The sequence below is a fragment of the Allobosea sp. P1_A7 genome, assembly GCF_056406775.1.
Genome location: NZ_JBFTZN010000020.1, coordinates 1 through 25,809 on the forward strand (window position 1 = coordinate 1; position 25,809 = coordinate 25,809).

At 64.4% G+C, this 25,809-nt stretch carries 26 protein-coding genes and 1 pseudogene; 6 read left to right on the plus strand and 21 right to left on the minus strand.

Features of this window, described 5'->3' with window-relative positions:
* Positions 1-285: 285 nt before the first annotated feature.
* The 8 genes and pseudogenes from AC1D34_RS05420 to AC1D34_RS05455 form a co-directional block, all read right to left on the minus strand.
* Positions 286-2,355 (minus strand): M3 family metallopeptidase, encoded by a 2,070-nt coding sequence (locus AC1D34_RS05420; RefSeq protein ID WP_476823678.1) that lies wholly within the window; start codon positions 2,353-2,355, stop codon positions 286-288.
* Between the two features lie 31 nt (positions 2,356-2,386).
* Positions 2,387-3,106 (minus strand): NUDIX hydrolase, encoded by a 720-nt coding sequence (locus AC1D34_RS05425; protein ID WP_476823679.1) that lies wholly within the window; start codon positions 3,104-3,106, stop codon positions 2,387-2,389.
* Positions 3,107-3,119: 13 nt separating this feature from the next.
* Positions 3,120-4,018: pseudogene (locus AC1D34_RS05430) on the minus strand (PhzF family phenazine biosynthesis protein).
* On the minus strand, positions 4,015-5,145 hold the full coding sequence (locus AC1D34_RS05435) for an endonuclease/exonuclease/phosphatase family protein (RefSeq protein WP_476823680.1): 1,131 nt from the start codon (positions 5,143-5,145) through the stop codon (positions 4,015-4,017). Before AC1D34_RS05435 ends, AC1D34_RS05430 begins: the two are co-directional and overlap by 4 nt.
* A gap of 17 nt (positions 5,146-5,162) precedes the next feature.
* The gene (gene pdxY, locus AC1D34_RS05440) at positions 5,163-6,011 is read right to left on the minus strand and encodes a pyridoxal kinase PdxY (RefSeq protein WP_476823681.1); all 849 of its coding nucleotides are present in this window, start codon (positions 6,009-6,011) and stop codon (positions 5,163-5,165) included.
* Positions 6,012-6,112: 101 nt separating this feature from the next.
* Entirely contained in the window at positions 6,113-6,520 is a 408-nt protein-coding gene (locus AC1D34_RS05445) for a nuclear transport factor 2 family protein (RefSeq protein ID WP_476823682.1), read from the minus strand.
* Between the two features lie 58 nt (positions 6,521-6,578).
* Positions 6,579-7,610: an ABC transporter substrate-binding protein gene (locus AC1D34_RS05450; protein WP_113513663.1), complete on the minus strand. Its 1,032-nt coding sequence runs from the start codon at positions 7,608-7,610 to the stop codon at positions 6,579-6,581.
* A 168-nt stretch (positions 7,611-7,778) separates the two neighbouring features.
* Positions 7,779-8,747, minus strand: coding sequence for a carbon-nitrogen hydrolase family protein (locus tag AC1D34_RS05455; protein ID WP_476769806.1), 969 nt, complete (start codon positions 8,745-8,747; stop codon positions 7,779-7,781).
* 93 nt (positions 8,748-8,840) lie between these two features.
* Here AC1D34_RS05455 and AC1D34_RS05460 point away from each other — a divergent pair, with 93 nt between their 5' ends.
* On the plus strand, positions 8,841-9,758 hold the full coding sequence (locus tag AC1D34_RS05460; protein ID WP_476823683.1) for a LysR family transcriptional regulator: 918 nt from the start codon (positions 8,841-8,843) through the stop codon (positions 9,756-9,758).
* 116 nt (positions 9,759-9,874) lie between these two features.
* Here AC1D34_RS05460 and AC1D34_RS05465 read toward each other — a convergent pair whose 3' ends face one another.
* On the minus strand, positions 9,875-10,666 hold the full coding sequence (locus AC1D34_RS05465; RefSeq protein ID WP_476823684.1) for an ABC transporter permease: 792 nt from the start codon (positions 10,664-10,666) through the stop codon (positions 9,875-9,877).
* On the minus strand, positions 10,663-11,547 hold the full coding sequence (locus AC1D34_RS05470; protein WP_476823685.1) for an ABC transporter ATP-binding protein: 885 nt from the start codon (positions 11,545-11,547) through the stop codon (positions 10,663-10,665). Before AC1D34_RS05470 ends, AC1D34_RS05465 begins: the two co-directional genes overlap by 4 nt.
* 198 nt (positions 11,548-11,745) lie before the next feature.
* On the opposite strand from AC1D34_RS05470, the gene AC1D34_RS05475 reads away from it, so the two are divergent.
* The gene (locus AC1D34_RS05475) at positions 11,746-12,270 is read left to right on the plus strand and encodes a DedA family protein (RefSeq protein WP_476823686.1); all 525 of its coding nucleotides are present in this window, start codon (positions 11,746-11,748) and stop codon (positions 12,268-12,270) included.
* Positions 12,271-12,481: 211 nt separating this feature from the next.
* Positions 12,482-12,856: a ComEA family DNA-binding protein gene (locus tag AC1D34_RS05480; protein WP_441489250.1), complete on the plus strand. Its 375-nt coding sequence runs from the start codon at positions 12,482-12,484 to the stop codon at positions 12,854-12,856.
* Between the two features lie 417 nt (positions 12,857-13,273).
* On the opposite strand, the gene ilvC is transcribed toward AC1D34_RS05480, so the two are convergent.
* Both ilvC and AC1D34_RS05490 read right to left on the minus strand, forming a co-directional pair.
* Positions 13,274-14,293: a ketol-acid reductoisomerase gene (ilvC, locus tag AC1D34_RS05485; protein ID WP_476823687.1), complete on the minus strand. Its 1,020-nt coding sequence runs from the start codon at positions 14,291-14,293 to the stop codon at positions 13,274-13,276.
* Positions 14,294-14,314: 21 nt separating this feature from the next.
* Positions 14,315-14,971, minus strand: coding sequence for a TetR/AcrR family transcriptional regulator C-terminal domain-containing protein (locus tag AC1D34_RS05490; RefSeq protein WP_476823688.1), 657 nt, complete (start codon positions 14,969-14,971; stop codon positions 14,315-14,317).
* A 199-nt stretch (positions 14,972-15,170) separates the two neighbouring features.
* Here AC1D34_RS05490 and AC1D34_RS05495 point away from each other — a divergent pair, with 199 nt between their 5' ends.
* The gene (locus tag AC1D34_RS05495; RefSeq protein ID WP_476823689.1) at positions 15,171-15,716 is read left to right on the plus strand and encodes a DUF924 family protein; all 546 of its coding nucleotides are present in this window, start codon (positions 15,171-15,173) and stop codon (positions 15,714-15,716) included.
* A 15-nt stretch (positions 15,717-15,731) separates the two neighbouring features.
* On the opposite strand, the gene AC1D34_RS05500 is transcribed toward AC1D34_RS05495, so the two are convergent.
* Genes AC1D34_RS05500 through AC1D34_RS05520 form a run of 5 tightly spaced genes read right to left on the minus strand, consistent with a single transcriptional unit; the run spans position 15,732 to position 19,724 of the window.
* Positions 15,732-15,953 carry a hypothetical protein gene (locus AC1D34_RS05500; RefSeq protein ID WP_441489253.1) on the minus strand — a complete coding sequence of 74 codons (222 nt, stop codon included), beginning with the start codon at positions 15,951-15,953 and terminating at the stop codon, positions 15,732-15,734.
* 9 nt (positions 15,954-15,962) lie between these two features.
* Entirely contained in the window at positions 15,963-16,505 is a 543-nt protein-coding gene (ilvN, locus tag AC1D34_RS05505) for an acetolactate synthase small subunit (RefSeq protein WP_069879874.1), read from the minus strand.
* 34 nt (positions 16,506-16,539) lie between these two features.
* Positions 16,540-17,229 carry a glutathione S-transferase gene (locus tag AC1D34_RS05510; RefSeq protein ID WP_476823690.1) on the minus strand — a complete coding sequence of 230 codons (690 nt, stop codon included), beginning with the start codon at positions 17,227-17,229 and terminating at the stop codon, positions 16,540-16,542.
* A complete protein-coding gene (locus tag AC1D34_RS05515) occupies positions 17,226-17,933 on the minus strand; it encodes an aspartate/glutamate racemase family protein (protein WP_476823691.1) in 708 nt (235 codons plus the stop codon). Before AC1D34_RS05515 ends, AC1D34_RS05510 begins: the two co-directional genes overlap by 4 nt.
* Positions 17,934-17,963: 30 nt before the next feature.
* A complete protein-coding gene (locus tag AC1D34_RS05520) occupies positions 17,964-19,724 on the minus strand; it encodes an acetolactate synthase 3 large subunit (RefSeq protein WP_476823692.1) in 1,761 nt (586 codons plus the stop codon).
* A gap of 318 nt (positions 19,725-20,042) precedes the next feature.
* Here AC1D34_RS05520 and AC1D34_RS05525 point away from each other — a divergent pair, with 318 nt between their 5' ends.
* A complete protein-coding gene (locus tag AC1D34_RS05525) occupies positions 20,043-21,503 on the plus strand; it encodes a GGDEF domain-containing protein (protein WP_476823693.1) in 1,461 nt (486 codons plus the stop codon).
* 2 nt (positions 21,504-21,505) lie between these two features.
* On the opposite strand, the gene miaA is transcribed toward AC1D34_RS05525, so the two are convergent.
* Positions 21,506-22,426, minus strand: a complete 921-nt coding sequence (gene miaA, locus AC1D34_RS05530; protein WP_476823694.1) for a tRNA (adenosine(37)-N6)-dimethylallyltransferase MiaA — start codon at positions 22,424-22,426, stop codon at positions 21,506-21,508.
* A gap of 18 nt (positions 22,427-22,444) precedes the next feature.
* Between miaA and serB the strand changes: the two genes are divergently transcribed.
* Positions 22,445-23,332, plus strand: coding sequence for a phosphoserine phosphatase SerB (gene serB, locus AC1D34_RS05535; RefSeq protein WP_476823695.1), 888 nt, complete (start codon positions 22,445-22,447; stop codon positions 23,330-23,332).
* A gap of 140 nt (positions 23,333-23,472) precedes the next feature.
* Here serB and AC1D34_RS05540 read toward each other — a convergent pair whose 3' ends face one another.
* The 3 genes from AC1D34_RS05540 to AC1D34_RS05550 all read right to left on the minus strand — a co-directional run bounded on the left by AC1D34_RS05540 (position 23,473) and on the right by AC1D34_RS05550 (position 25,796).
* Positions 23,473-23,808, minus strand: a complete 336-nt coding sequence (locus tag AC1D34_RS05540; protein ID WP_441489260.1) for a DHCW motif cupin fold protein — start codon at positions 23,806-23,808, stop codon at positions 23,473-23,475.
* A 153-nt stretch (positions 23,809-23,961) separates the two neighbouring features.
* Positions 23,962-25,479, minus strand: a complete 1,518-nt coding sequence (locus tag AC1D34_RS05545; protein ID WP_476823696.1) for a Do family serine endopeptidase — start codon at positions 25,477-25,479, stop codon at positions 23,962-23,964.
* Positions 25,480-25,604: 125 nt separating this feature from the next.
* Positions 25,605-25,796: a DUF2065 domain-containing protein gene (locus AC1D34_RS05550; protein WP_476823697.1), complete on the minus strand. Its 192-nt coding sequence runs from the start codon at positions 25,794-25,796 to the stop codon at positions 25,605-25,607.
* Positions 25,797-25,809: the final 13 nt, after the last annotated feature.

The window sequence follows — 25,809 nt, forward strand, 5'->3', positions numbered from 1 at the left end:
GAGAGACATCGATTCCAGCATAATGCTCCACGGCTGTTCCTCTCATGATGCTTGAGGCCGATCGCTCGGACCTCGTTTTCAACACCATCATTCTGAGGGACAGCCACCCAAAATGGCTATTCGAAGCGCCGGCCCATTACGGCATCTAGTCTAGTCTGCAGCACGCGTCGTGGTCGGGCTTGTCCCGACCACCTGTACTTCCGACCAAACTCCACGCTTCGCCCCGGCGTTTCAAGACGCGGATGGCCCGCGTGAGCCCCCGTGGCAGGAGAGCCTGCGCCTCGCCTACGCCGCCAGGCCTCGCTTCTCCAGCAGCGCATCGGGCGTAGGCAGCCTGCCCCTGAAGAGCGTGTAGGCCTCTGCCGGATCACGCGTATCGCCCGCCGAATAGATGAAGCGCTTCAGCTTGGCGGCGACATCGGCAGCGAAGACGTCTCCAGCCTCGATGAAGGCATTGAAGGCGTCGGCATCCATCACCTCGGACCAGAGATAGCTGTAATAGCCGGCCGAATAGCCGTCGCCCGAGAAGACATGGGTGAAATGCGGCGTGCGGTGACGCATGATGATCTCGGCCGGCATGCCGATACGCTCCAGCTCTGCCGCCTCGAAGGCAAGCGGATCGACCGTTGCCGGATCCTTCAGCGAATGGAAGGCGAGGTCGACCAGCGCCGAGGAGGTGTATTCCACCGTCGCAAAGCCCTGGTTGAAGGTCTGCGCCTTCTTGATCTTGTCGATCAGCCCCTCGGGGATCGGCTCGCCGGTCTCGGCATGCAGGCAATAGGCCTGCATCACCTCGCGCGTCAGGAACCAGTGCTCGTAGAGCTGGGACGGCAACTCGACGAAATCGCGCGAGACCGAGGTGCCGGCGAGCGAGCCATAGGTCACATCGGACAACAGCCCATGCAGGGCGTGTCCGAACTCGTGGAACAGGGTGCGCGCATCGTCGATCGAAAGCAGCGCCGGCTTGCCGGCCGCGGGCTTCGCGAAATTGCAGACATTGACGATGATCGGGCGAACCTCGCCGCCGAGCTTGCGCTGGCCGCGATAGGCGCTCATCCAGGCGCCCGAACGTTTCGATGCGCGGGCGAAATAATCACCGAGGAAGAGCCCGATATGCCGGCCGCCCGCCTCGCGGACCTCGAAGACGCGGACATCGGGATGATACCCCGCGAGATCGCGCTTCTCCTCGAAGGTCAGGCCGAAGAGCTTGCCCGCGGTGTCGAAGGCCGCAGCGATGATGCGGTCGAGCTGGAGATAAGGCTTCAGCACCGCCTCATCGAGCGCATAGGTCTTCTGGCGCACCTTCTCGGCGTAGTGGCGCCAGTCCCACGGTCGGATCGGGCCATTCTCGCCCTCCTCCTGCGCGAGCAGGGCAAGGTCGGCCGCTTCCTTCGCAGCCCGCGCCTTGGCCGGCTTCCAGACCAGTTCGAGCAGCCCCCGGACATTCTCCGGCGTCTTGGCCATGGAATCGTCGAGCTTGAAATGCGCGAAGGTCTCGAAGCCGAGCAGCTTCGCCTTCTCGGCACGCAACGCCACCATCTCCGAGACGATGGCGCGGTTATCCGTCTCGCCGCCATTCTCGCCGCGCTTGCTCCAGGCCACGAAGGCCTCCTCGCGGAGCTCGCGGCGGGTGGAGAAAGTCAGGAAGGGCTCGATGATCGAACGTGAAAGTGTAACCGCGTGCTTGCCGTCATGGCCCCGGTCGCCAGCGGCATGGGCCATCGCCGCCCGCAGGAAGGGCGGCACGCCCGCGAGCTTGGCCTCGTCATCGAGGACAAGCGCATAGGAGGCCTCATCCTTGAGCACGTTCTGGCTGAACTGCGTGCCGAGCCCTGCCAGCCGCTCGTTGATCGCGGCAAGGCGTTTCTTTTCCTCGGGACCAAGTTGCGCACCCGAGCGAACGAAGCCGCGATAGGTCCGCTCCAGCAGGCGCTTCTGTTCGGCGTCCAGTCCCAGATTCTCGCGCTTCGCGAAGACCGCATCGACGCGGGCGAACAGGGCCGGGTCCATCATGATCGCCGACCAGTGCCGCGAGGTGACCGGTGACATCTCGCGTTCGATCGCCTGCAGCGCTTCGTTCGTGTCAGCTCCGGCGAGATTGTAGAAGACACCGCCGACGCGGCTGAGCGCGCGGCCCGACCGTTCCAGCGCCTCGATCACGTTGGCGAATTCAGGCACTGCCGGATCGTCGGAGATCGCCGCGATCTCCGACTTGTGCTTGGCCAGAGCCGCCTCGAAGGCCGGCGTGATGTGTTCAGGCTTGATCACCGCGAAGGGTGGCAGGCCGAAGGGTGTCTCCCAGACGGCGGCGAAGGGATTGTCTGCGGGTAGCGGCAAGGCTTCTGGCGCGGTCATCTCGTTCCGTTCCGGAAAAAACAGGGGAAGGTCAGTCTTGAGCGTAGATATGGGCGAGATAGCGCCGCATGAAGGGCGGCATGTCGAGATGGTCGCTCTCGGCAAGATTGCGCAAAATCACAATGTCGGAGAGTTCCGGCTCCGCCTGCTGCTTGATGCGTGACAGCATGATCTCGCGCGCCTCCTCGGCCGACCAGGACAGCGCCACCGGCCGCATGAAGGCGACGCGCCCCGTCAGGATCACCGCCGTCCAGCTTTCATCGACGTCGATTTCGTCCAAGGTCAGTCCGGTCTCCTCGCAGAGTTCCCGGGTGACGCTGCCGGCGAGGTCGAGCGTGCCGTCGTCCCTGAGATCTTCGCGATCCGGCGTACCGGCAGCGAAATAGACTTTGCCCGCATTGGCGGTGTGGTCGCCCATCACGCCGCAGAGAAAGGCGCCATCCGCCGCCCTCAGGGCCGCCATCGCATAACCGTTGCGGACCACCGGGCCGGGATGGCCAAGATCGCGCCAGGTCATGAAGGCGGCGTAATCCGTCTCGAAATAGCGTGCGCTGAACACGCCATCCGCGATCGCGCCGCGATGCTGCAGCATGATCCGGCCATTGAACATCGCCGGCTTGCCGGCGCTGATCCTGGCCCAATGCGCGGCAATGGCAGTGTGGTTCTCCCGCGCGAAGACCCAGTCATGCGGCTCGACCACGGCCTCGACCCGCGCAAGCGGAACGATCGTCCCGTCGACAACGCCATTCATCATTCGGTCCCGCTCACAGCAGCACGCCCTCGCTCACCAGCACAGCTTCGCCACCAATGCTGGCCGAAACGAGTCCACCGCGCTCGACCCGCAGAGTGAGGTCGATCTGCGACGGCCGCCCCATCTCGTACCCCTGCTCAATGACGAGGCGGTGCTCGCCATCGCCGGGCGATCGAAGGCCATCACGGCGGCGGCGAAGGCGGCAGCTGCGCCACCGGTCGCGGGGTCTTCGCCGATGCCCATCCCTGGCGCGAACATGCGGGCATGGAAGTGATGGCCCGCATCGCGGGTCTGCCGGCAATAGACGAAGGCGTTGGGATGCTCGGCCGGCTTCATCACCGTATTCCACCGCATCATGTCGAGCTTGACGCGGCCCATCGCCTCGAGGCTCGCCACCGGGACCAGCGTAAAGCCGACTCCACCGGAGAATAGGCCTGGCTCATGGGCATCGAAGCCGATCTCGGCAGGATTGAGCCCGAGAACGCTGGCAATCTCCGCCACGGCCGCCGCTTCCCCGATCCGCTCGGGCAATCGCGGCAAGGTGAAGACGGCCATGCCCTGACCATTCCCGACCGACACGTTGCAGGAAACGGCGCCGATCCGCTCCTCCAGCACCAGACGGTCCTTTGCCCTGCCCTCCTCGGCGTCCCGCAACGCAAGCAAGACGGCGGTGCCGACCGTGGGATGGCCGGCGAATGGCAGCTCCCGTCCCGGCGTGAAGATCCGAATGGCGGCACGGTTGCCGGGCTCGGCGGGCGGCGCGACGAAGACTGTCTCGGACAGGTTGAATTCGCGCGTGATCGCCTGCATCGCCTCGGTGTCGAGTCCCTCCGAGTCCAGCACCACCGCCAAAGGGTTGCCGGCGTGACGTGCCCGGGTGAAGACGTCGAGCGTGACGAAGCGGCGTTTCACGGCAACCCTCCCTTGGTGGCAGGCACGATCAGATCGATGGTCAGTGGGCAATGATCCGACGCCTTCGGCCTGTCCCAGCCGACGCGCGGATAGCGGTCGCTGCAGGTCGCCAGCCGCGCCATCGAACGATCGGGCTCGCGCGGATCGAGCGGCACGCGATAGGGCAAACCTCGCCGGATCATCTGCATGGCCGGATTGGGGTTCGCAGCCGCCAGCGCCGGCGACAGCAGAATATGGTCCAGAGGCATATGGCTGTCGATGAGCCGCTGTTCGGCCTCCRACCAGTAGCGCCGGAAATGCGTCCAGCGCTCATGCTGGGGCAGATGCACGATCGGGTCGACAGCGAAATCCTCGAGCAACGGCTCGATGCCGCTATCCCCTTCGTCGACCAGCTCGCCAAGTGGGCCAAGGCCATGGCGATAACCGTTGAGATCACCCAGCACGATCCAGTTGGCTTCGCGCCAAGACGCCCCGAACCAGGCCTTGACGATGTGCCTGACGGCCAGGGCCTCCGCCCGCCGGATCGGCAGGGTCTCCTGCCGGCCATCGTCGCGGCCATTGTTCATCGACTTGAAATGGCAACCGAAGAGCGTCAGCGAACGGTCACCGAAGCTCAGCTCGACGGCGAGGCAATCGCGGGCAAAGACCCTGTCGCCCGGCCTGATGCCGAACCGCGCGAGCAAAGGATCATAGGCGCCGGCCTGGCCGAAGCTGAGGTCCTTGTGCGAGACGACACGGACCGCCTGGGGCGCCAGCAGATCGCGCCGGGCGCCAAAGCCGATATCGATGTCGCGCCTGTCATTGCCGTCGATCAGGGCGAAATGGCCGTAGCGGTGATCGGCGGTACGGTGGACGTAATTGGCAAAGAACGCCTGCAGGCTCGCGAGCGAGTCCACTTCCTGCAGCATCCAGATATCGGCCTGCGCCTCGGCGATGGCGAGTGCCGTCATCTGCCGCTTGTCGTCCTCAAGCGCCACCGCGAGCGAGCGCTCGACGGCATCGCGCTGATCGGCGCGCGGAAAATGAAAGAGCGACATCGCCGCAGAGGTGTCGATGCGCCCGCCATTCTCGAAGCGGTGGCGCGTCAGCAGGTTTTCGACATTGAAGGTGCCGACGCGCAGTTTCATCGCGTTCAGCCTGCGGCTCAGATCGCTTGAGGCGTGAAGAGCTGCGAAGGCGTCACGAACTCATCCTGCGCGGCCACCGTCAGAATCTCGCGCGAGCCGGCCTCCTTCGTCCGCTTCAGCAGGCCATAGATCGAGGACGAGGCCTTGCTGAGGGCAGCGGCGGCCGATCCCTCGCGCATATAGTGGACAAAGAAGAGTGCGGCGATCGCATCGCCCGCACCATTGACGCTGATATCGATCTTTGGTGTGCGTACCCGGAAGGCGCCTTTCGCGTCCGCCGCTATCATGTCGATCGCATCCGCTGGCGTTTCTTCCGTGACCAGCGATGTCACCAGCACGACTTTCGGCCCGGCATCGCGCAGCGTTTCGACGGCGCGGTGCGCGTCAGCAATGGTCTTCACCTCGATATCGGTCAGGAGTTCGAGCTCGAATTGGTTCGGCGTGACGATATCGGCAGCCGGCACCGCCTGTTCGCGCATGAACTCGGGAATGCCTGGCCGCACGAAAATGCCGCGCCCGACATCGCCGATCACCGGGTCGCAGCAATAGAGCGCATTGGGATTGGCCGCGCGGACCCGTTCGACGGCAGACAGGATGGCGTGGCCGATATCGGCCGATCCCATATAGCCGGAGAGCACGCCGTCGCAGCCCGGCAGCACGCCACGTTCGGCAATGCCTTCCATCACCTCGTCGATCATGCCGCCATCGAAGACCCGGCCCTTCCAGTCCCCGTAGCCCGTATGATTCGAGAACTGCACGGTGTGGATCGGCCAGACCTCGACCCCGAGTCGCTGCATCGGGAAAACGGCGGAGGCGTTGCCGACATGGCCAAAAGCGACATGGGACTGGATCGAGAGGATGTTCATGGCGCGCAGCACAAGCCTTCAACGAAACGACGCGGCGAACCTAGCGGTTGCCGCGCCGGGAGCAAATCGAAAGCGTTGATGCAGGCGATGACAAACGCAGATCAGGCCGAGCCGAGACGCATCACGCTGGCCGTATCGGTGAACTCCGTCAGGCTTCGCACCTTGCCGTCCTCGACGGTGATCAGATCGACCGCCTCGAAGCTCTGGGTACGACCGGTCGGCACATGGGTGACATCGGCGCTCCAGTGAAACGAGGCGCGAGCGCCTTCGACGAGCAGCCCCAGCGTCCTGAACTTCGAGAAGGCGAACGTGCCGATCAGCCCGGCCATCTGCTCCCGAACCGCGGCACAGCCCGTCTGGGGGCTGCACATGGGTCCGAGATCCTCCGCTCCCATGAAATGGAACCGGCAATCGGGATGGAAGAAGGCCATCACTCCATCGAGATCCCCCTGCACACGCGCCTCATAGGCGCTCAGGAGCAAGGTCTCGATCGCAGCGCGCTCGGTCATCTCGGCTCTCCCAATGGAAGAGCCGAGTTTGACCGGCCTACAGAAAGAAGTCGAGAGACTACGATCCGGCAGCCGCCTTCTTCGCGAAGCTGTCGATGAAGGTCTTGCTCAGGTCGACATTCGAGGTCGCAAGCTCAGGATCGAGCAGTTTCAGCGAATCATACATGCTCTTCATCGCATCTGGTGTGGAAATGCCGGTGCGCGAATAGCTTTCCTGCGAATTCTTGACGGCGCGCAGATAGAGCGGCTTGTCGCCGAGATGGTATTCGGCGGGGACGAGATCGGCGACATCCTCGGGCTTGGCCGTCTCCAGCCATTTCAGGGACTTGACCAGCGCGTTGACGAGTTTCTGCGTCGTGACCGGGTTCTTCTCGGCGAAATCATTCTTGAGATAGAGCACGGCAGCAGGGTTTGAGCCGCCGAACAGCGCCTTGGTACCGGCCTCGGTGCGGGTGTCGATCAGCGCCACGACATCGCCATCCGCTTCGAGCTTCGAGGTCACGGGATCGAGATGCGAGATGATGTCGACCTGGCCTTGCTTGATCGCGGCAACGGCGCTGGCGCCGGCACCGACACCGATGATCGGCGCGTCGGTCGCCTTCAAGCCGGCCTTGACCATGGCATATTGCGCGGTCAGCGAGGTCGAGGAGCCGGGCGCGGTGACGCCGATCTTCAAGCCCTTGAAATCGGCCGCGGACTTGACCTTGTCGGCAAGCTCCTTGCGCACGGCGATGGTGATCGCCGGGAAACGCCCGAGCTCAACCACGGCGCGGATGTCCTGGCCCTTGGCCTGCATCCGGATGGTATGCTCATAGGCGCCGGTCACGACATCGACCGAGCCGCCGACGAGGGCCTGCAACGACTTCGCGCCACCGCCGAAATCGTTGATCGTGACGTCGAGCCCCTGCTCCTTGAAGAAGCCCTTCTTCTCCGCGACCGTCAGCGGAAGATAATAGAGCAGCTGCTTGCCGCCGACGCCGAGCGTGACATTCGGCTTCTCGGCCGTCTGGGCCTGTGCGCCAAACGGCACGAAGCCGAGAGAGGTGGACAAGGCGAGCGCGGCCAGCGCGCCGCGACGGGTGAAGCTCATCGAATTTCCTCCTGATGGGATCGGTTTGCGCTTCTGAACTGGCGCAGTCGGCCCCGACGATAGGCGAGATTGCCCGGCACGGGCAACCTCGCCTCCCCGATCAGCCCGAGGCCCGGAGCGCAACTTTCGTCTGAGTCCCCCCAGGCGAACGCCAGTGAGCCCGCGTCGCTACAGCGTCCCCTCGTCCCGGAAGGACGCAACGCCCTGCCGGGTCCGGTTGACGACGAGGCGTGTCACATCCGGGCGGGCATAGTGTCCGGCCTGATCGAAATTCTGGCGCTCGCGCCTGACCTCGCGATGATCAAGCGTCGCAACGAGAAGCTCCTCGCGCCCCGTCACGGGCTCGATCACCCATTTGCCGTCCGGGCCGGCGATGCCGGAGCCGCCATCAGCGAGGATCTCGGGGCAGGTTTCCAGCATGGCAGCAGCAGGACTGCCGGCCGGCACATCCTGCTTGCGCATCAGTCCCGAGACCGCCAGTACGTAGCTGCGTCCCTCGCGCGCCAGGAAGCAGGTCGTATCCACCGTGTTGCGGAGGTTCCCCGGCCAAAGCGCCACATGCAGATTCTCACCCTGCGCGTACAGCGCTGCTCGCGACAGCGGCATCCAGTTCTCGAAGCAGTTCAGCCCGCCAACCGTGAAGGCCCCGACACGGTGCACCTGAAGACCATGTCCGTCGCCCGGCGCCCAGCTCAGCCTCTCTTCATAGGTCGGCATCAGCTTGCGATGCACCGACGCGATCATGCCATCCGCACCGATATGCACGCGCGAGCAATAGACGCTGTGCCCGCCGCGATCTGCCGGCCGCTCGATGATGCCGAGCATGACCGCGATGCCGCCGCGCTGCGCCGCAGCGCAGACCGCAGCCAGATGGCCGGCCTCGATCTGAACGGCCTGATCCAGATAATGCGCGTGAATCTCCTTCTGCAGCGACGATTCAAAGCGCGCCCCGTCGGTATGTTCGATCCAGAAGGGATAACCCGGCACCAGCGCCTCCCCGAACGCGACGAAGCCGCACCCTGCCGCGGCGGCGCGCGCGATCCAGTTGGCCACCTTCCCCAGGGTGGCATCGCGATCGAGCCAGACCGGAGCGATCTGGGCCAGGCCCACGGTCAATCTGTCTGATACGGCGGTCATCGAGCCCCATCCCTGGCCTTGAGTGCGTTGCGGTGGCCGGGTTAAGGACGTGGATAAGATCAGTCCAATTAATCCTCGGAATACCCCTCGATCATGCCACCTAATGTCACTCTGGTGCAGCTGCGTTGTTTCGCCGGCGTCGTCGAACATGGCGGCTTCACGGTCGCAGCCGACCGCCTCTGCCTGTCGCAGTCAGCCGTGAGCCAGGCAGTCGCGGGACTGGAACGGGCGTTGGACGCCGCGTTGCTGCTGCGCGGCCGCGATGGATTGGCGCTGACGGCAGCCGGCGAAGCGGCCCTTGCCGAGACGCGTGCGGTACTCGCGGCCGTCGAAAGGCTCGGCACGTGCAGCGGACTTGCCGGCAAATTGAGCGGCACCTTGCGGATCGGCGTCGTCCAGAGCGCAGCCATCCGGCTGCTGCCCGCATGGCTGCGGCGCCTGCGCACCGAGCATCCCGGCATTACCGTGAGCTTGTACGAAGGGACGGATCCGGAGGTCACCGCCTGGATCCAGGCCGGGGTGGTCGAGATCGGCATCACCAGCCGCACCCATCCCGAACTGGCAGCCCGCCCGGTCTATTCCGACGACTACCTCGTCGTTGTTCCCGCCGACCACGAGCTTGCATCCCGGGCCTCGCTCCCACTCACTGCCCTGGACGGGCAACGCATGCTGCTCTCGGGAGGGGGCTGCGAAACGCTCATCCAGGAACTCCTGGCAGCAGCGGCCAGCCATCCCGAAATCGCCTGCCTCGTGCGCGACAACGCGACCCTGCTCAGCATGGTGCGTGAAGGGCTCGGCCTGACGATCATGCCCGAGCTTGCCCTCGACGACAGCCGCGGCGTCGTCGCGATCCCCCTTCGCCCGAACCTCCGACGCACCTTGCAGGCCGTATCGCTGCCGGCCGAGACGCTTCGCCCGGTCGCAACAGCCTTCCTGACCCTGATCGAAAACAGCGCCGCTGTCGGGCTCAAGGCTCGTCAGCAGCGCCCCGAGACAGCAAGTGCGGGGTGAACCGCCCGCGCCGCCCTAAAGCATCGGCCCGAAAAGTGGATTGCGGTTTTCGGGAAGGCCGACGCAAATACAGATGAAGAGATCATTAGACTGGATACGATATCCGGTCTGATGATCTAAGTCGTCGTGGTCGCGCTCTGTCCGGGTCGCCAGACCAACAGGCGCTTCTCGACGAAAGTGACAAGCGAATCGATCACGATGACGAAGAGCGCCAGGATCAGCATGCCGGAGAACACGCCGGTGACGTCGAAGACGCTCTCAGCCTCATGGATCTTGTAGCCGAGGCCGGCCGACGAACCGAGATATTCGCCGACGACCGCACCGACCAGCGCAAAGCCGACAGAGGTGTGCAGAGAGGAGAACATCCAGGTCAGGGCCGACGGCCAGTAGACATGGCGGAAGAGCTGGCGCTCGTTCATGCCGAGCATGCGGGCATTGGCGAGCACGGTCGGTGAGACCTCGCGGACACCCTGGTAGACGTTGAAGAAGACGATGAAGAAGACCAGCGTGAAGCCGAGCGCCACCTTCGACCAGATGCCGAGGCCGAACCAGAGCGCGAAGATCGGCGCCAGCACCACGCGCGGCAGCGCATTGGCCGCCTTGATATAGGGGTCGAACACCGCCGCCATCAGTTGCCGGCGCGCGAAGGTGAAGCCGAAGAAGATGCCTGCAGCCGAGCCGATGACGAAGGCGAGCACGGTCTCGGTCAGCGTGATGCCGAGATGGAAATAGATGTCGCCGCCCGTCAGCTGGGTCCAGGTTCGGCCGAGGACCTGCAGCGGCGTCGAGAAGAAGAACTGGATCGTCTTGGTGTCGCCGAGCAGCGGATAGACGGTGAAGACGTGCCAGATCAGCAGGAACACGATCGCGACGAGAATCTGCAGTGCAAGGAGCGTCAGGCGGTTCACGAGGCGTCTCCCTGCACCAGTTCCTTGCCTTCGCCCATGGCGTAAGCCTTCTGCACCTCGATGCGCAGCGACGACCAGATGTCGCGATGGATCTCGTGGAAGGCCTTTTCCAGCCGGATCTCTGCGATGTCGCGCGGGCGCGGCAGGGTGACCCTGTAATCGGCGACGATTCCGGCGGCCGGCCCCGCCGACATCACCACGACGCGGTCGGAGAGCGCGATCGCCTCCTCGAGATCATGGGTGACGAAGATCAACGCCTTTCGATCCTTCGACCAGAGATCCAGCAGCAGGTTGCCCATGATCTGCCGGGTCTGCGCATCGAGCGGTCCGAACGGCTCGTCCATCAGCAAAATCTCGGGATTGCGGATCAGCATCTGCGCGAGGCTGACGCGCTTGCGCTGACCACCCGAGAGCATATGCGGATATCGATCGACGAAAGCGCGCAGACCGACACGGCCAAGCCAGTCTCGCGCACGCGCATCAGCCTCCGCAGCCGGTACACCCATCGGCTCCAGCGCCACGGCGACATTCTGCAGCGCCGTCTTCCACGGCATCAGCGCGTCCTGCTGGAAGAGATAGCCCGCGCGCACATTCAGCCCCGAGAGCGGCTTACCGAATATCCCGACCTTGCCGGCAGACGGGGTCAGCAGCCCGGCCGCAGCATTGAGCAAGGTCGACTTTCCACAGCCGGTCGGCCCCACGACCGAAACAAACTCCCCGGCCGAGACGGTGAGATCGATGCCGGTCACCGCCTTGTAGCGATGCCCGCCTGCAAGCTGGAAGGTGATGTCGATGCCGCTGAGATTGACAGCCGGCGCGGTATCCGCCCCGGGCACGCCAGCAGAGCCCGCACCAGCGTGCAGGCGGTCTTGAAGCTCCATAAAGCGTTCCCCAACGGCCTGCTGCGCCAAGCGCCCTGGCCGAATATCGCGTTCGTTTGGCGAAACTCTAGGTGATCGCCTCCGGAAGGCAACCCAACCTTGGTCTTGCCCGGCAGATTCGCCGCAGCGCGCAGCTGTTGCATCCACGGCCCGAGACAGCGATAAGCCAGCGCCTTGGCCTGAAAGATCTCGCCCGTCATGCACCAACTCGAAAGCCTGATGCAGGGACTCGTCGAGTTCATGCGCACCAACCAGCAATGGGCGATCCCGATCGTCTTTCTGGTGGCCTTCGCCGAATGTGTGGCGGTGCTGTCCTGGCTCGTACCCGCCACGGTGTTCTTCACCGCCTTCGGCGCGGCGGCGGGAGCCTCCGGTCTCGACCTGGTTCCGCTGGCTTTCGCGGCCTCGCTCGGCGCGGGGTGCGGCTTCTGGATCTCCTATTGGGCCGGCCTCGTGCTCGGCCCGCGCATCGGAGAAAGCTGGCCGCTCAAGAAGAACCCTGAACTGCTCGAGAAGGGACATGCCTTCTTCGAGAAATGGGGCATCTTCAGCATTCTCATTGGCCACTTCTTCGGGCCGCTGCGGGCGGTCATCGCCATCGTCGCCGGCATCGTGAAGATGCCGTTCCTGCCGTTCCAGCTCGCCAACTGGGCCGCGTCTTTCGCATGGGGCTTTGGCCTGCTCTATGGTGCCGGACGGCTGGCCGAGTTCGTCACGCGCTGATCCCGAAAACCGTCCGAACACTGAACGGCGCATTCAGGGCGGGTTCAGGCCAGAAGGCGCGAATTGACGGCGTTGCGTCGCGATATCGCCACTCACCAGTGCGGATCTGACGCGGCACGCCGAACGGCTCCAGGCTGCCGGCGTTGTCGAGGCGGGCGACCCGGCGCCTGTCCGATGCTACCCTCCCGGGGCAGGACTATGGAGTCCAACCATGAGCCTTTCGCGCATCATCTCGCCGATCGTCGCCCTCGCGCTGACCGCCGGCTTCGCCTTCGCACAACAGCCCGCCACGCAGCCGAGCGCCCCCGCACGTGCCCCGGCCCCAGTCACGACGCCCGCAGTGCCCGCCGCTGGCACAGCCGCCAAGCCTGCACAGCCCGCAGCCGCCGCTCAGGTCAAGAAGATCAACATCAACACCGCGACCGCCGCCGAACTCGACAGTCTCAAGGGCATCGGCGAAGCGCGCTCCAAGAAAATCATCGAGGAGCGCTCCAAGGCGAAGTTCAAAGACTTCAATGATCTCGTGAAGCGCAGCGTCCTGCCCTCGAATGTCGAGTCCGACATCAAGGACAAGATCACCTTCTGACCCCCGCTATCCCTGCGAGGAGAAAGGCCTCCGGCGCAAAACGCCGGAGGCCTTTTCCGTTTTCGATGGTACCGGGTTCTTCGCCAAATCCTGCCGCCTGACGCAAACGCCCTTCAGTATCCGAAAAGTCCGAACACCGCGGCGAATACGATCACGAGCGACACTGCAAGCAAGGCCCGCGCACAGATAGGACTGTCAATGACACTGTTCAGGTTCATCGTCCTCATGGCCGCCTCCACGTACGACTGCCTCGACGAACGCATCGGACTGGAACCGGTTCCACGCCCGGAAAGGCGAGAGGGCGGACACATTACTGCATCCGCCCTCTCGGAATCAATGATTTGTTAACCCTCTCAGGCGCTTGGCGAGCGGTATTGCACCGGCTCGCCAAGTCCGTGGGTCAGAGCCTGAGCCCGATCAGTTCTTGGTCTTGTCGACCAGCGCCTTGGCCTTGATCCAGGGCATCATGTCGCGCAGCTTGGCGCCGACTTCCTCGATCGGGTGCGCGGCCATGCGGGCGCGGGTGGCCTTGAACGAGGTCTGGTTGACCTTGTTCTCGAGCATCCAGTCGCGGGTGAACTTGCCCGACTGGATGTCGGTCAGCACGCGCTTCATCTCGGCCTTGGTCTCGGCGGTGATGATGCGCGGGCCGGTGACATACTCGCCGAACTCGGCGGTGTTCGAGATCGAATAGTTCATGTTGGCAATGCCGCCCTCATAGATGAGGTCGACGATCAGCTTCACTTCATGCAGGCACTCGAAATAGGCCATCTCGGGTGCATAGCCGGCCTCGGTCAGGGTCTCGTAGCCAGCCTTGATCAGCTCGACCAGGCCGCCGCAGAGCACGRCCTGCTCGCCGAAGAGGTCGGTCTCGCACTCTTCCTTGAAGGTGGTCTCGATGATGCCGGCGCGACCGCCGCCATTGGCCGAAGCGTAGGACAGGCCGAGATCGTGGGCGTTGCCGGTGGCGTCCTGGTGGATCGCGATCAGGGTCGGCACGCCGCCGCCGCGCTGATACTCCGAGCGCACGGTGTGGCCGGGGCCCTTCGGCGCGACCATCAGCACGTCGAGGTCCTTGCGCGGCTCGATCAGGTTGAAATGCACGTTGAGGCCGTGCGCGAAGAGCAGTGCCGCGCCTTCCTTCATGTTGCCATGCAGTTCGTCGCGATAGATGTCGCCCTGCAGCTCGTCAGGGGTGAGCATCATCATGATGTCGGCGGTCTTGGCGGCCTCGGCCGGGGTCATGACCTTGAAACCGGCTTCTTCGGCCTTCTTGCGGGTGGCCGAGCCGGCCTTCAGGGCGATGATCACGTCCTTCACGCCGGAATCGCGCAGGTTGAGCGCGTGGGCATGGCCCTGCGAGCCGTAGCCGACGATGCAGACCTTCTTGCCCTTGATCAGATTGATGTCCGCATCGCGGTCGTAATAAACGCGCATAGGTTGCTCCTTGGTCTCGCGTTAGGGTTTTTCTTTGCCCGGAGCGGCTTCAACCGCGCCGTACAGAGTGAGGAATTGATCGGTCGCGCGCGCTGCATCGCGCTCGTTCTCCGCTGGGCTCAGCACGAGCGCATCACCCAGCAGCAGCCTGATCTGCACATCGCGCCCGACAAGGCCGAGGAATGTGCGAAAGGCGGTCTCCGTATCATCGAAAGCCAGGAGCCCCGCCTCGCGGCCTGCGTCGAGAACCGGCTTCAGGCGTTCGCCGATGGCGACACGTCCGTTTGCCAGCACGATCCCGCCGAGATTGCCGGCCTTCGATCCGGCCTGGCTGATAGCAATCCGGTTCAGTGCAATCGAGGTGTCGCTGGTGATCACATTGAGCCAGTTCGTCGCAAAACGCGTCAGACTTTCGCGCAGCGTCAGGGCATCGAGTTTCTGGCGATCATAATTGCCGGCGCGCACCTTCGAGGCCTGCCACTGCACGGTCGCGGTCAGCAGGCCGTCACGATCGCCGAACCACTTGTAGAGGGTTTCCTTCGAGCAGCTCGCACGCCGGGCGACAGCCGTCATGGTCAGGTGCTCGCCCCTCTCGACCATCAGGCTAAGGACAGCATCCAGCACGGCCTGCTGCCGGGCCGTCAGTCCTTCGCTCGATGTCTCGGAAATGGCGCTCAAGGATCAGTACCGTACGTTACGGTTCGGTATCTACAGGAAGGTTTTTCTGAGCGCAAGGGCCAGCCTGCGAAGATCCTCGGCACGGGCCCGGCCGGGTTTCCCTTCCGCCCGGAATGCGTCAATCTGCGCCGCGATCCGTCCCGCCGGTTGGCGCAATTGCGCTTCACCGCCAACATGTTACCCGATCTGGAGATTCCGTATGAACTTGCCTACGGCTGCCGAGACCGTCGCCTTCTGGCGACAAGCCGGACCGGATAAGTGGTTCGCCAAGGACGACGCCTTCGACCACGACATCCGCAATCGCTTTCTCGAGGTCCAGCGCGCCGCAGCCGCAGGCGGGCTCAGTGCCTGGGAAGAGACCCCCGAAGGCGCCTATGCGCTGCTCATCCTGCTGGACCAGTTTCCGCGCAACCTGTATCGCGGCTCGCCCGAGGCCTTTGCCAGCGATGATCTCGCTGTCGAGGTCGCAGAGCGCGCCATCGCCCGCGGCTTCGACCAGCACTTCACCAATCCGGAGCGGCGCTTCTTCTACATGCCCTTCATGCATTCCGAAGAGCTGGAACACCAGGAGCGTTGCATCGAATTGAGCCGTGCCTCCGGCGATGAAGACAGCACCAAATACGCGATCATCCATCGCGACATCATCCGCGACTTCGGCCGCTTCCCGCATCGCAACACCGTTCTCGGTCGCGACACGACACCCGACGAGCGCGCATTTCTCGACGCGGGCGGCTTCAGCGGCTGAGGCTGCCGCGGGAGGCTAGCCTCCTCCCGCCTGCTGGCTCGCGATGCGCTGCAGGAAGATCGCCGCAATCGTCAGCAGGAAGCCCGCCCACCACAGCGGCGAACGCAGGCTCTTGCCGCTGCCGGGAGCTTCGGCCGGCGCCTTGCCATTGAGCCGCTGGATGATCGGCCAGGCGAAGCAGCCGAACCCGGCCCCCCCGAGCGCAAGCGCCACCATATTAAGCGAAGCCGCATCCATCGCCCTAGATCACATCGCCTCAGGGCCACGGCTCATCGCCGCGATGCCCGTGCGCGAGACCTCGGTGAGCCCGACCACGGTCATCAGCTTGATGAACCGCTCGATCTCCTCGGTCGAGCCCGTGAGCTCGAAGACGAAGGAGGTCAGGGAGGCATCGAGTGTGCGCGCGCCGAACGCCGCCGCAAGCCGCATTGCCTCGACCCGATGGTCGCCCTTGCCGACGACCTTGACCAATGCAAGCTCGCGCTCCAGCGCCTCGCCCTGCAGCGTCAGGTCGACGACCCGGTGCACGGGCACCAGCCGGTCGAGATGTGCCTTGATCTGCTCGATGACGTTGGCGGTGCCCGACGTGACCACGGTGATGCGCGAGATGTGCTTCTCGTGCTCGGTTTCCGAGACGGTGAGGCTCTCGATATTGTAGCCGCGGCCCGAGAACAGCCCGGCGATGCGGGCGAGAACGCCCGGTTCATTGTCGACGATCACCGCCAGCGTGTGGCGGGCGACCGGCTGGATCTTGGGAGCGTTCGGATAATGCGTGGCTGACGTCGGCATCGGACACCTGCAGGAGCTGAAGCGGAATTCGGAACTAGACGTGACGGAGATTGGCGATGGCGGGCTCGTCGACCTCGTCCTGGGTTACGATCCAGGGCTCGGCCAGGGCGGCCGTCAGCCAATCCCGATAGGAGGGATGGTCGAGCACCGCGGCCATATAGGCCGCACTGACCGGGTCGACCGGGATCGAATAGGTATCGAGCCTTGTGACGACGGGCGCATACATGGCATCGGCTGCCGAGAAGCCGCCGAAGAGAAAAGGCCCTCCCTCCGCCTCGCCGAAGCGGGAGCGAGCCTCGCGCCAGAGTGCAGTGATACGGGCGACATCCTTCGCGACGTCGCCCCCGCGATCGCGTGCCGCAAAGCGCTTGCCGAGATTCATCGGACAGGCCCGGCGCAACGCAAAGAAGCCGGCATGCATCTCGCTCGACATGGCACGGGCATGGGCGCGCGCCGCCCGGCCCCTTGGCCAGATCCCGAGATCGGGATAGCTGTCATGCAGGTATTCCATGAGCGCGAGCGTCTCCCACGCCGCAATGTCCCCGTCGACCAGCGTTGGCACGGTGCCGCCGCTGCCCGGAGCCTCGGCGAAGATCGCCTCCTTGAAGCCAGGCTCGTCGAGCAGGACGAGCTTCTCATCGAAGGCAATGCCCTTGGCGCGCAGCAGGAGCCAGGCCCGCAGCGACCAGGACGAGTAGCACTTGTTTCCGATCAGGAGCTTCATGCAGCCTGGCTCGCCGTTTCCAGGCCAAAATCGAGCGCCGCTTCGACATGCAGCGCCGTGGTGTCGAAGACCGGGATGTCGAAATCCGCTTGCGAGACCAGGAGGGTGATCTCGGTGCAGCCAAGGATCACCCCGTCCGCGCCCTGCCTTACGGCCGCTGCGACGATGTCGAGATAGCGTGCCTTCGAGGCAGGCTCGATCCGGCCACGGCAGAGTTCCTCGTAGATGATGCGATGGACATCGTCGCGCTGTTCGGCATCGGGAACCATGGCCTCGACGCCGAACGCAGCGAGGCGCTCGCGATAGAAAGCCTGTTCCATCGTGAAGCGCGTCGCCAGCAAGAGCGGCCGCCGCGACGGGCTTTTGCGGATCGCCGTCGCGGTCACGTCGGCCAGATGCAGGAACGGCACGCGAGTCGCAGCCGTGATCCGGTCCGCCAGCTTGTGCATGGTATTGGTGCACAGCAGGATACAGTTCACGCCCGCCCGCTCGAGCCGGATGGCGCTGTCGGCCAGGAGATGGCCGGCCGCAGCCCAGTCCCCGCTCGCCTGCATCTCGGCGATCGGCGCGAAATCGAGCGAATGCAGCAGCACATCCGCCGAGTGCAGCCCGCCCCGAAGGGCGCGCACCCGCTCATTGAGCAGCCGGTAATAAACCGCAGTCGATTCCCAGCTCATGCCGCCGATCAGGCCGATCGTGCTCATGCCCGCGCCTCCTCGCCCGCTTGCCGATCGTCAGACAAGCTGCTTGCCCCTGGCATCGATGATATCGCCCGTATTTCCCTCGAAATCGGGCAGGATCATCTCGTTATGGGCCTTGCCCGACGGGATCATCGGGAAGCAGTTCTCTTCCTTCGCAACAAGGCAGTCGAAGATCACCGGCTTTGGCGTATCGATCATCTCGCGGATAGCGTCATCGAGTTGGTCCGGATCCGAGCAGCGGATGCCGTGGCCGCCATAGGCTTCGGCGAGCTTCACGAAATCGGGCAACGAAGCCGAAWAGCTCTCCGAATAGCGCCCGCCATGCAGCAGTTCCTGCCACTGACGAACCATGCCCATATATTCGTTGTTCAGGATGAAGATCTTGACCGGCAGCCGGTGCTGCACCGCCGTCGACATCTCCTGCATGTTCATCAGGATCGAGGCTTCGCCGGCGATGTCGACGACAAGCGCCTTCGGATGGGCCATCTGCACGCCGATTGCCGCCGGCAGGCCGTAGCCCATGGTGCCGAGTCCGCCGGAGGTCATCCAGCGGTTCGGCTCCTGGAAGTGGAAGTACTGCGCCGCCCACATCTGGTGCTGGCCGACTTCGGTGGTGATGTAGGTGTCGCGGTCCTTGGTCAGCTCATAGAGCCGCTCGATCGCGTATTGCGGCTTGATGACCGCACCGGACTGTTTGTAACCGAGGCTGTTGCGCGCGCGCCAGCCGCTGATCTGCTCCCACCAGCCCTTCAAGGCCTCCTTGTCGACCTGTGGGCTCGTCTCGCGCCAGATCCGGACCATGTCCTCCAGGACATGGGCACAATCACCGACGATGCCGATGTCGATCTTGACGTTCTTGTTGATCGAGGACGGGTCGATATCGACATGGATCTTCTTCGAGTGCGGCGAGAACGCGTCGAGCCGACCGGTGATGCGGTCGTCGAAGCGTGCGCCGATATTGATCATGACGTCGCAGTCATGCATCGCAAGATTGGCTTCGTAGGTGCCGTGCATGCCCAGCATCCCGAGCCACTGCTTGTCGGCCGCCGGGAAAGCGCCCAGCCCCATCAGTGTCGAGGTGACAGGATAGCCGGTCAGCCGCGCCAGTTCGCGCAGCAGCGCCGACGCGTGCGTGCCGGAATTGATGACGCCGCCGCCTGTGTAGAAGATCGGGCGCTTCGCCTTGGCCATCAGTTCGACCGCGGCCCTGATCTTGTTCAGGTCGCCCTTGACCGTCGGACGGTAAGTCTTGTGCTGGTTGTCGCGCGGGCGGGTGTACTCGCCCTTGGCGAACTGGATGTCCTTCGGAATGTCGACGACGACCGGCCCGGGACGGCCGTTGGCGGCGACATAGAAAGCCTCGTGCAGGATGCGCGGCAGATCCGCGATGCTCTTCACGAGATAATTATGCTTGGTGCAGGAACGCGTGATGCCGACCGTATCGCATTCCTGGAAGGCGTCGGAGCCGATCAGATGCGTCGGGACCTGCCCGGTGATGACGACAACCGGGATCGAGTCGAGCAGCGCGTCGGTCAATCCGGTGACGGCGTTGGTCGCGCCGGGGCCGGAGGTCACCAGGACGCAGCCAACCTTGCCCGAGGAGCGCGCATAGCCTTCCGCTGAATGGACGGCACCCTGCTCGTGCCGGACCAGAATGTGCTTCACCTTGTCCTGGAGGAAGAGCGCGTCATAGATCGGCAGCACGGCGCCGCCGGGGTAGCCGAACAGATGTTCGACGCCTTGATCCTGAAGCGCACGGACGACCATTTCCGCGCCGGTCATCATCTCGCTCATGTCGCTCTCCTCGGGGGTCTTCGGGTCAGTTCAGGGAAAATCGGGCAATAAAAAAGGCCCTCGGAGGGGCCTGGGCGTGCGCTGGCGTCAGGGGCCAAGCGGTTTGTTCAACCGCCCCCTACCAGCGCACCCGTACGAGAATAAGCTTGCGCATCGCGCCCGACATCCTTTGCGATAATTGCGGCACGCTAGACGACCGGTTTGGCATGGTCAAGCTGCAAAAACTCATGGCCCTCAGTTCCGAAAATCCCATGACGAAAGGGAACACTTTTTCAAGAACGGCCTTGCTAAGGTCCTTGCGCGCGAAACGGGGCCGCCATGTATCAGGAAGTGCACACCGAAAATATCGTCGAACGCGCCCATGCGCCGGAAGTGGCCGAACTTCTGCAGCGCTTTGCCCTGCATGCCCCTGGCGCAGGCGGCGTCTCCTACGAGGCGCTGCTCAAGGACCTCATGCCCCGCTTCGGCGACGACCTCATGGTGTGTGTCCCGACCGGAGACGGCGACTATCGCTATGAGCATTACGGCCGCGAGATCACACGCTATGTCGGCGGCAGCCGGCAGGGCGAACGCATCTCGCAGATGACCCCTCAGGTCGCCCGGTTCACGATCCAATGCTATGATCAGGCCCTGACGCACGGCAAGCCGATGTATTCGGTGCATCGCTCCCTCAAGACCGTCCGGGTCTGCCTCTGGGAGCGGCTGGTCCTGCCGACCACCGGCGCAAATGGCGATCGCTTCCTTGTCGTCTTCAGCCGGCCGCTGCAATTCCGCGAGGAACTGCTGACCACGGTTCTGGAGACCTCGCCCAGCGGCATTGTCGCATTGCGGGCCGTACGCGACGATGACGGCAATATCGAGCGCACGATCATCATCACCGCCAATCGCCGCGCAGCACTGATGGCGGGCCATCCTGACGAGAACCTGCTCGACACGGACGCCCGCACGAGCCTGCCCTTCCTCTCTGACGCCATGATCTGGCGCCGCTGCCTCTATGCCATCGAACTGCGCCGCAACGACATCTTCGAATCCAGCTTTACGGTGAATGGCCGTGAGATCTGGCTCCAGCTCGCACTGGCGCCGCTCGGCGACGGGCTGGTGATCACGCTCACCGACATTTCCGAGCTGATGATCGCGAACCTGACGCTGCAGAGCCGGGCCGCAACGCTGGCGCTCGAGATCGGCAGGGAGCGTGCGACCCGACGGGCGCTGTCGCATGAGATCGGCCAGCGCGAGGAACGCGAGCAGGAACTGCGCCGCCTTGCCGAGACAGATCCGCTGACCGCACTCCTGAACCGGCGCTCCTTCATCGAGAAGGCCAATCGCGAGATCCTCGCGTGCGAAACGGACGGTGATGATGCGTCCCTGATCATCGTCGACATCGACCACTTCAAGAGCGTCAACGACACGCATGGCCATGTCGCCGGCGATGCCGTGATCAGGGCCTTCGCCGATCTCCTGCTTGGCCTGGTCAGGCCCGAGCGCGATCTGGTTGGGCGTTTCGGCGGTGAGGAGTTCGCCGTCTTCCTGCCACGCACGGGCTCCGCAGCCGCGATGCGCATTGCCCATCGTATCCAGGATGCGCTGACGATGCGCGAACTGCCGACCTCCGAGACGATGTCCCTGCGTGTCACTGCGAGCCTCGGGGTCGCGACCCGCGAGAGTGCGGAGAGCTTCGCGGAGTTCTTTGCGCGCGCCGACAGCGCCTTGTACCGCGCCAAGCATGAAGGCCGCGACTGCATCCGCTTCGCGGGGGCGGACGTCGCCGAAGCCGCCTGATCTTAGGCCCCCGTCTCCAGCTCGCGAAGCGCAAAGCCGAGAGCGGCCTCGGGTGCGACAGCATGCCAGCCCGCCATCTGGTGACGGAACCATGTGACCTGGCGCTTGGCATAGGCACGCGTGTCGGCCTGCCCCCTCGCAATGGCTTCGTCGAGGCTGAGCGCCCCGTCGAGATGGGCGATCAGGCCCGGCACGCCATGCGCGCGCATGACCGGCAGCAGGGGATCGAGCCCGCGCGCCCGTAGCGCAGCAACCTCTTCCAGGGCGCCCTCCCCCATCATCTGCTCGAAGCGTCGATCGATGCGGGCACGCACCAGATCGCGTTCGGGCGAGACGAAGAGCCGGAGCAGCGCTCCCCCGTCCAGCGGGCCCGGCTTGCGTGCGCCCTGAAAGCTCGCCAGCGACCGCCCGGTCGCGGCGAAGACTTCCAGTGCTCTCATGATCCGCATGCGGTCGCTCGGCCGCAGCCGCTCGGCCATGACGGGATCGCAGCGTTGAAGTTCGATATGGAGCGCAGCCGTCTCGCGCGCCTCGGCATGGGCACGAAAGGCCGAGCGAACCGCCTCGGGCACCGGCGGGATTTCCGAAAGGCCCTCGGTCAGCGCCTTGAAGTAGAGCCCCGTCCCGCCGACCAACACGGGAAGCGACCCATTGCGCGCCAGTTCGTCGAGGATCGCGCTGACATCGGCGACATAGCGCATCGCCGAATGATTCACGGCGCCATCGACATGGCCATAGAGACGGTGAGGAACCATCGCCTCATCGTCGATCGTCGGCCGCGCGGTGATGATCCGCAGATCGGCATAGACCTGCATCGAATCCGCATTGACGACGGTTCCGCCAAAGCGGCGCGCGATCTCGATCGCCAGCGCGGACTTGCCGCTCGCCGTAGGACCTGCGATGAGCACCGCCCTGTACGCCACGCTCAATCGGTCCTTCTCATGCTCGTCGCGACACTTGTTTCCGCTCACGGCCAGGCGCTGCTGAGCGACGCCCTGCTGACGCGTCTCGCCAATGCCGTATCCGGCGTAACCCGGCAAGCCCGCCTGGATGGCGAGGTCGCAGCAGACCTCTTCGCGGATGGGTCGGACGCACGCAAGCTCGAAGCCGACATTCGTGCAGCGCTCGACGGAACCGCGGTCGATATCATTGTCCAGCCGGCGGCGACACGCCGTAAGGCGCTGTTTCTCGCCGACATGGATTCGACCATGATCGGTCAGGAATGCATCGACGAACTCGCGGCCTATGTCGGGCTCAAGGACAAGGTCGCAAGCATCACCGAACGCGCCATGCGCGGCGAGATTGCATTTGAACCGGCGCTGCGCGAGCGCGTGGCGCTGCTGAAGGGCGTCCCGGCATCGGTCGTGGACGAGATCATCCGCGAGCGCATCACGCTGACGCCCGGAGGCCGGCAACTGGTGCGCACCATGCGCGCCAACGGCGCCTATACGGCGCTGGTCTCGGGTGGCTTCACCGTGTTCACGGGCCCGCTCGGCGCGACCATCGGCTTCGACGAAGATCGTTCCAACACGCTCCTAGTCGCAAACGGCGTCCTGACCGGCGAAGTCGAAGCCCCGATCCTCGGCAAACAGGCCAAGCTGGACTCGCTTGTCGAACTGCGCGAGCAGCGCGGCTTTTCAAGGGCAGCGACATTGGCGGTCGGCGACGGCGCCAACGATCTCGCGATGCTAGGCGAGGCCGGGCTTGGCGTCGCTTTCAGAGCAAAGCCGGCGGTAGCGGCTGCGGCAGATGCCCGGCTCGACCACGCGGATCTGACGGCGCTGCTCTACGCTCAGGGCTATCGCGGCGACGAGATCATCCAAGCCTGAATTATCGCACCGGATCGCGAATCCCGCCCGATAATCCAGGCTTCGATGTCTGCATCGCCCCGCGATCCGCCTTCGGCCGATGCTCTTTGTGTTTGCATCGGCTWTCCCGAAAACCGCAATCCACTYTTCGGGCCGATGCTTTAGTCAACGATGAACAGCTTTGCGCCCCTGGGCGCCTGTGAGCGATGCGCCTCGGCCTGATCGGCGACCTGATAGCTCATGCCAGGCCGGAGCGTGAAAGCGCGACCGTCTTCCAGCACGGTCTCCAGTTCGCCCTCGAGGCAGAGCAGGACATGCCCCTTCGAGCACCAGTGATCCGAGACGTAGCCCGCGGAGTACTCGACCATGCGAACCCTGATCGCATTTTCCGCCGGTCCGAAGAAACGCGTGCGCCAGATCGCCTCGCCCTTCTCGCCTGGGTGACGCACCGGCTCCACTGAACTCCAGTCGACCGTTCCGAAAGGAATCTCGCTCATCCGCATCGCATATCCACTCCGCTGCTCCCGGCCCTGATCGCATACCGGACGGAGCGCAACCAATGCAAATTGCTCATCGGCCTGATCGCAATCCGGAGAAATGAAAAGGGCGGCCACGAGGGCCGCCCTTGATCCTGTCCAAGACCAGCTTGGTCAGTTCATCGTGACCGCGACGAAACGAACCTCACCCTGGCCGTTCGCGACCAGAAGCAGAGCCGACTTCTTGCCCTCCTTCTTCAGCGCATCCAGGCGCTTGGTCACGTCCTCGGGCGAGTTCACCGCCTCCTGGCCAACCTCGACGATCAGTTCACCGATCGAGATGCGCTTGTCGGCGGCATTGGAGTTGGGATCGACCTTGGTGATCACAACGCCCTTGGTGCCGTCCTTGATGGAGTAGCGCTTCCTGAGCTCGTCCGTCTGCTGCGAGAGTTCCAGACCCAAGGCCGTGGTCACGGCGGGCTTGGCCGGTTCGGCATTCGGCTTGGCAGAGGCCTGCTGGACCTTCTCGCCATCCTCGAGCCGGCCGAGCTTGACCGTCTTGACGACTTCCTTGCCCTTGCGGACCACCGTGATCGGCGCATCCTTGCCGACCGCCGTACCAGCGACAATCCGCGGCAGATCGCGCGAATCCTTCACTTCCTTACCGTCGAACTTGACGATGACATCGCCCACTTCAAGCCCCGCCGGCTTGGCCGGGCCCTTGTCATCGATGCCGGCAACGAGCGCACCGCGCGCCGTGCCGAGACCGAGCGCCTCGGCGGTGGCGTCGTCGACGCTCTGGATACGGACGCCGAGCCAGCCGCGGCGGGTCTCGCCGAACTCACGGAGCTGATCGACGACATTGACCGCCAGCGACGAGGGAACGGCAAAGCCGATGCCCACGGAGCCGCCGGTCGGCGACAGGATCGCGGTGTTGATGCCAATGACCTCACCGGCCATGTTGAACAGCGGGCCGCCGGAATTGCCCTTGTTGATGGCCGCATCGGTCTGGATATAGGTGTCGTAGGGGCCCTGCTGGATATCGCGGTTGCGGGCCGAGACGATGCCCGACGACACGGAGCTGCCGAGACCGAACGGATTGCCGATCGCCATGACAGGGTCGCCGATCCGCATCTTGTCGGAATCGCCGAACTTGACGGCATCGAGCGGCTTGTCGTGCTTCACGCGCAGCACCGCGAGATCGACCTTGGTGTCCTTGCCGATGATCTCCGCCTTCAGGCGCAGGCCACTGTTGAAGATCACCGTGATTTCGTTGGCGTCGCCGATGACGTGGTTGTTGGTGACGACGATGCCGGAGGAATCGATCACGAAGCCCGAGCCGGCCGATTGAGACCGTCGCTGCTGCGGCGGCTGGCCCTGGCCCTGCTGGCCCTGACCGCGGCGGTTGAAGAACTCCTCGAACAGATCGCCGAAGGGCGTATCGGGGCCGAGCTGCGGCAGTTGCGGCAGGTTGCGACTGCGCGTGTCGCTCGTCGTGACAGCCGAGATATTGACCACCGCCGGCATCACCCGCTCGGCCAGGTCGGCGAGCGAGATCTGCCCCTGGACCAGCGGCGACACTCCCGTCGGCGGCTGGGCGATCACGGGCGTCGCCAGCATCGGCAGCGCCGCGACGCCGGCCACGAGCGCGGCCCGCGCAAGCCCGGAAGCGGAAACGATTTTCAGTGCCATCAATCAGGGTCCTCGTGAAGAAGCAGGCCGATCGTGCGGCCAGGATGTTGGCCTAGAGATTGAACCTCAAATTGCGGCGGAAGGGCGACACACAATCACGTCACCAAGCATTCCGACCGCCGCTTCTACACCCCGACGCGCACCAGCCAGACGAGGAGCACCCCGAACACGGCTGAACCGATACCGATCAGCCGCATCCGGTCTGCTGGCGTCTCCGCTGCGCTGCGCAACGCATCCTTCGCCAGATTTGGAATCGCGGCGAACAGGATGCCTTCGATGGCGAAGACGAGGCCGAGCGCCGCGATGAAATCCAACATACGCGACGCTCGC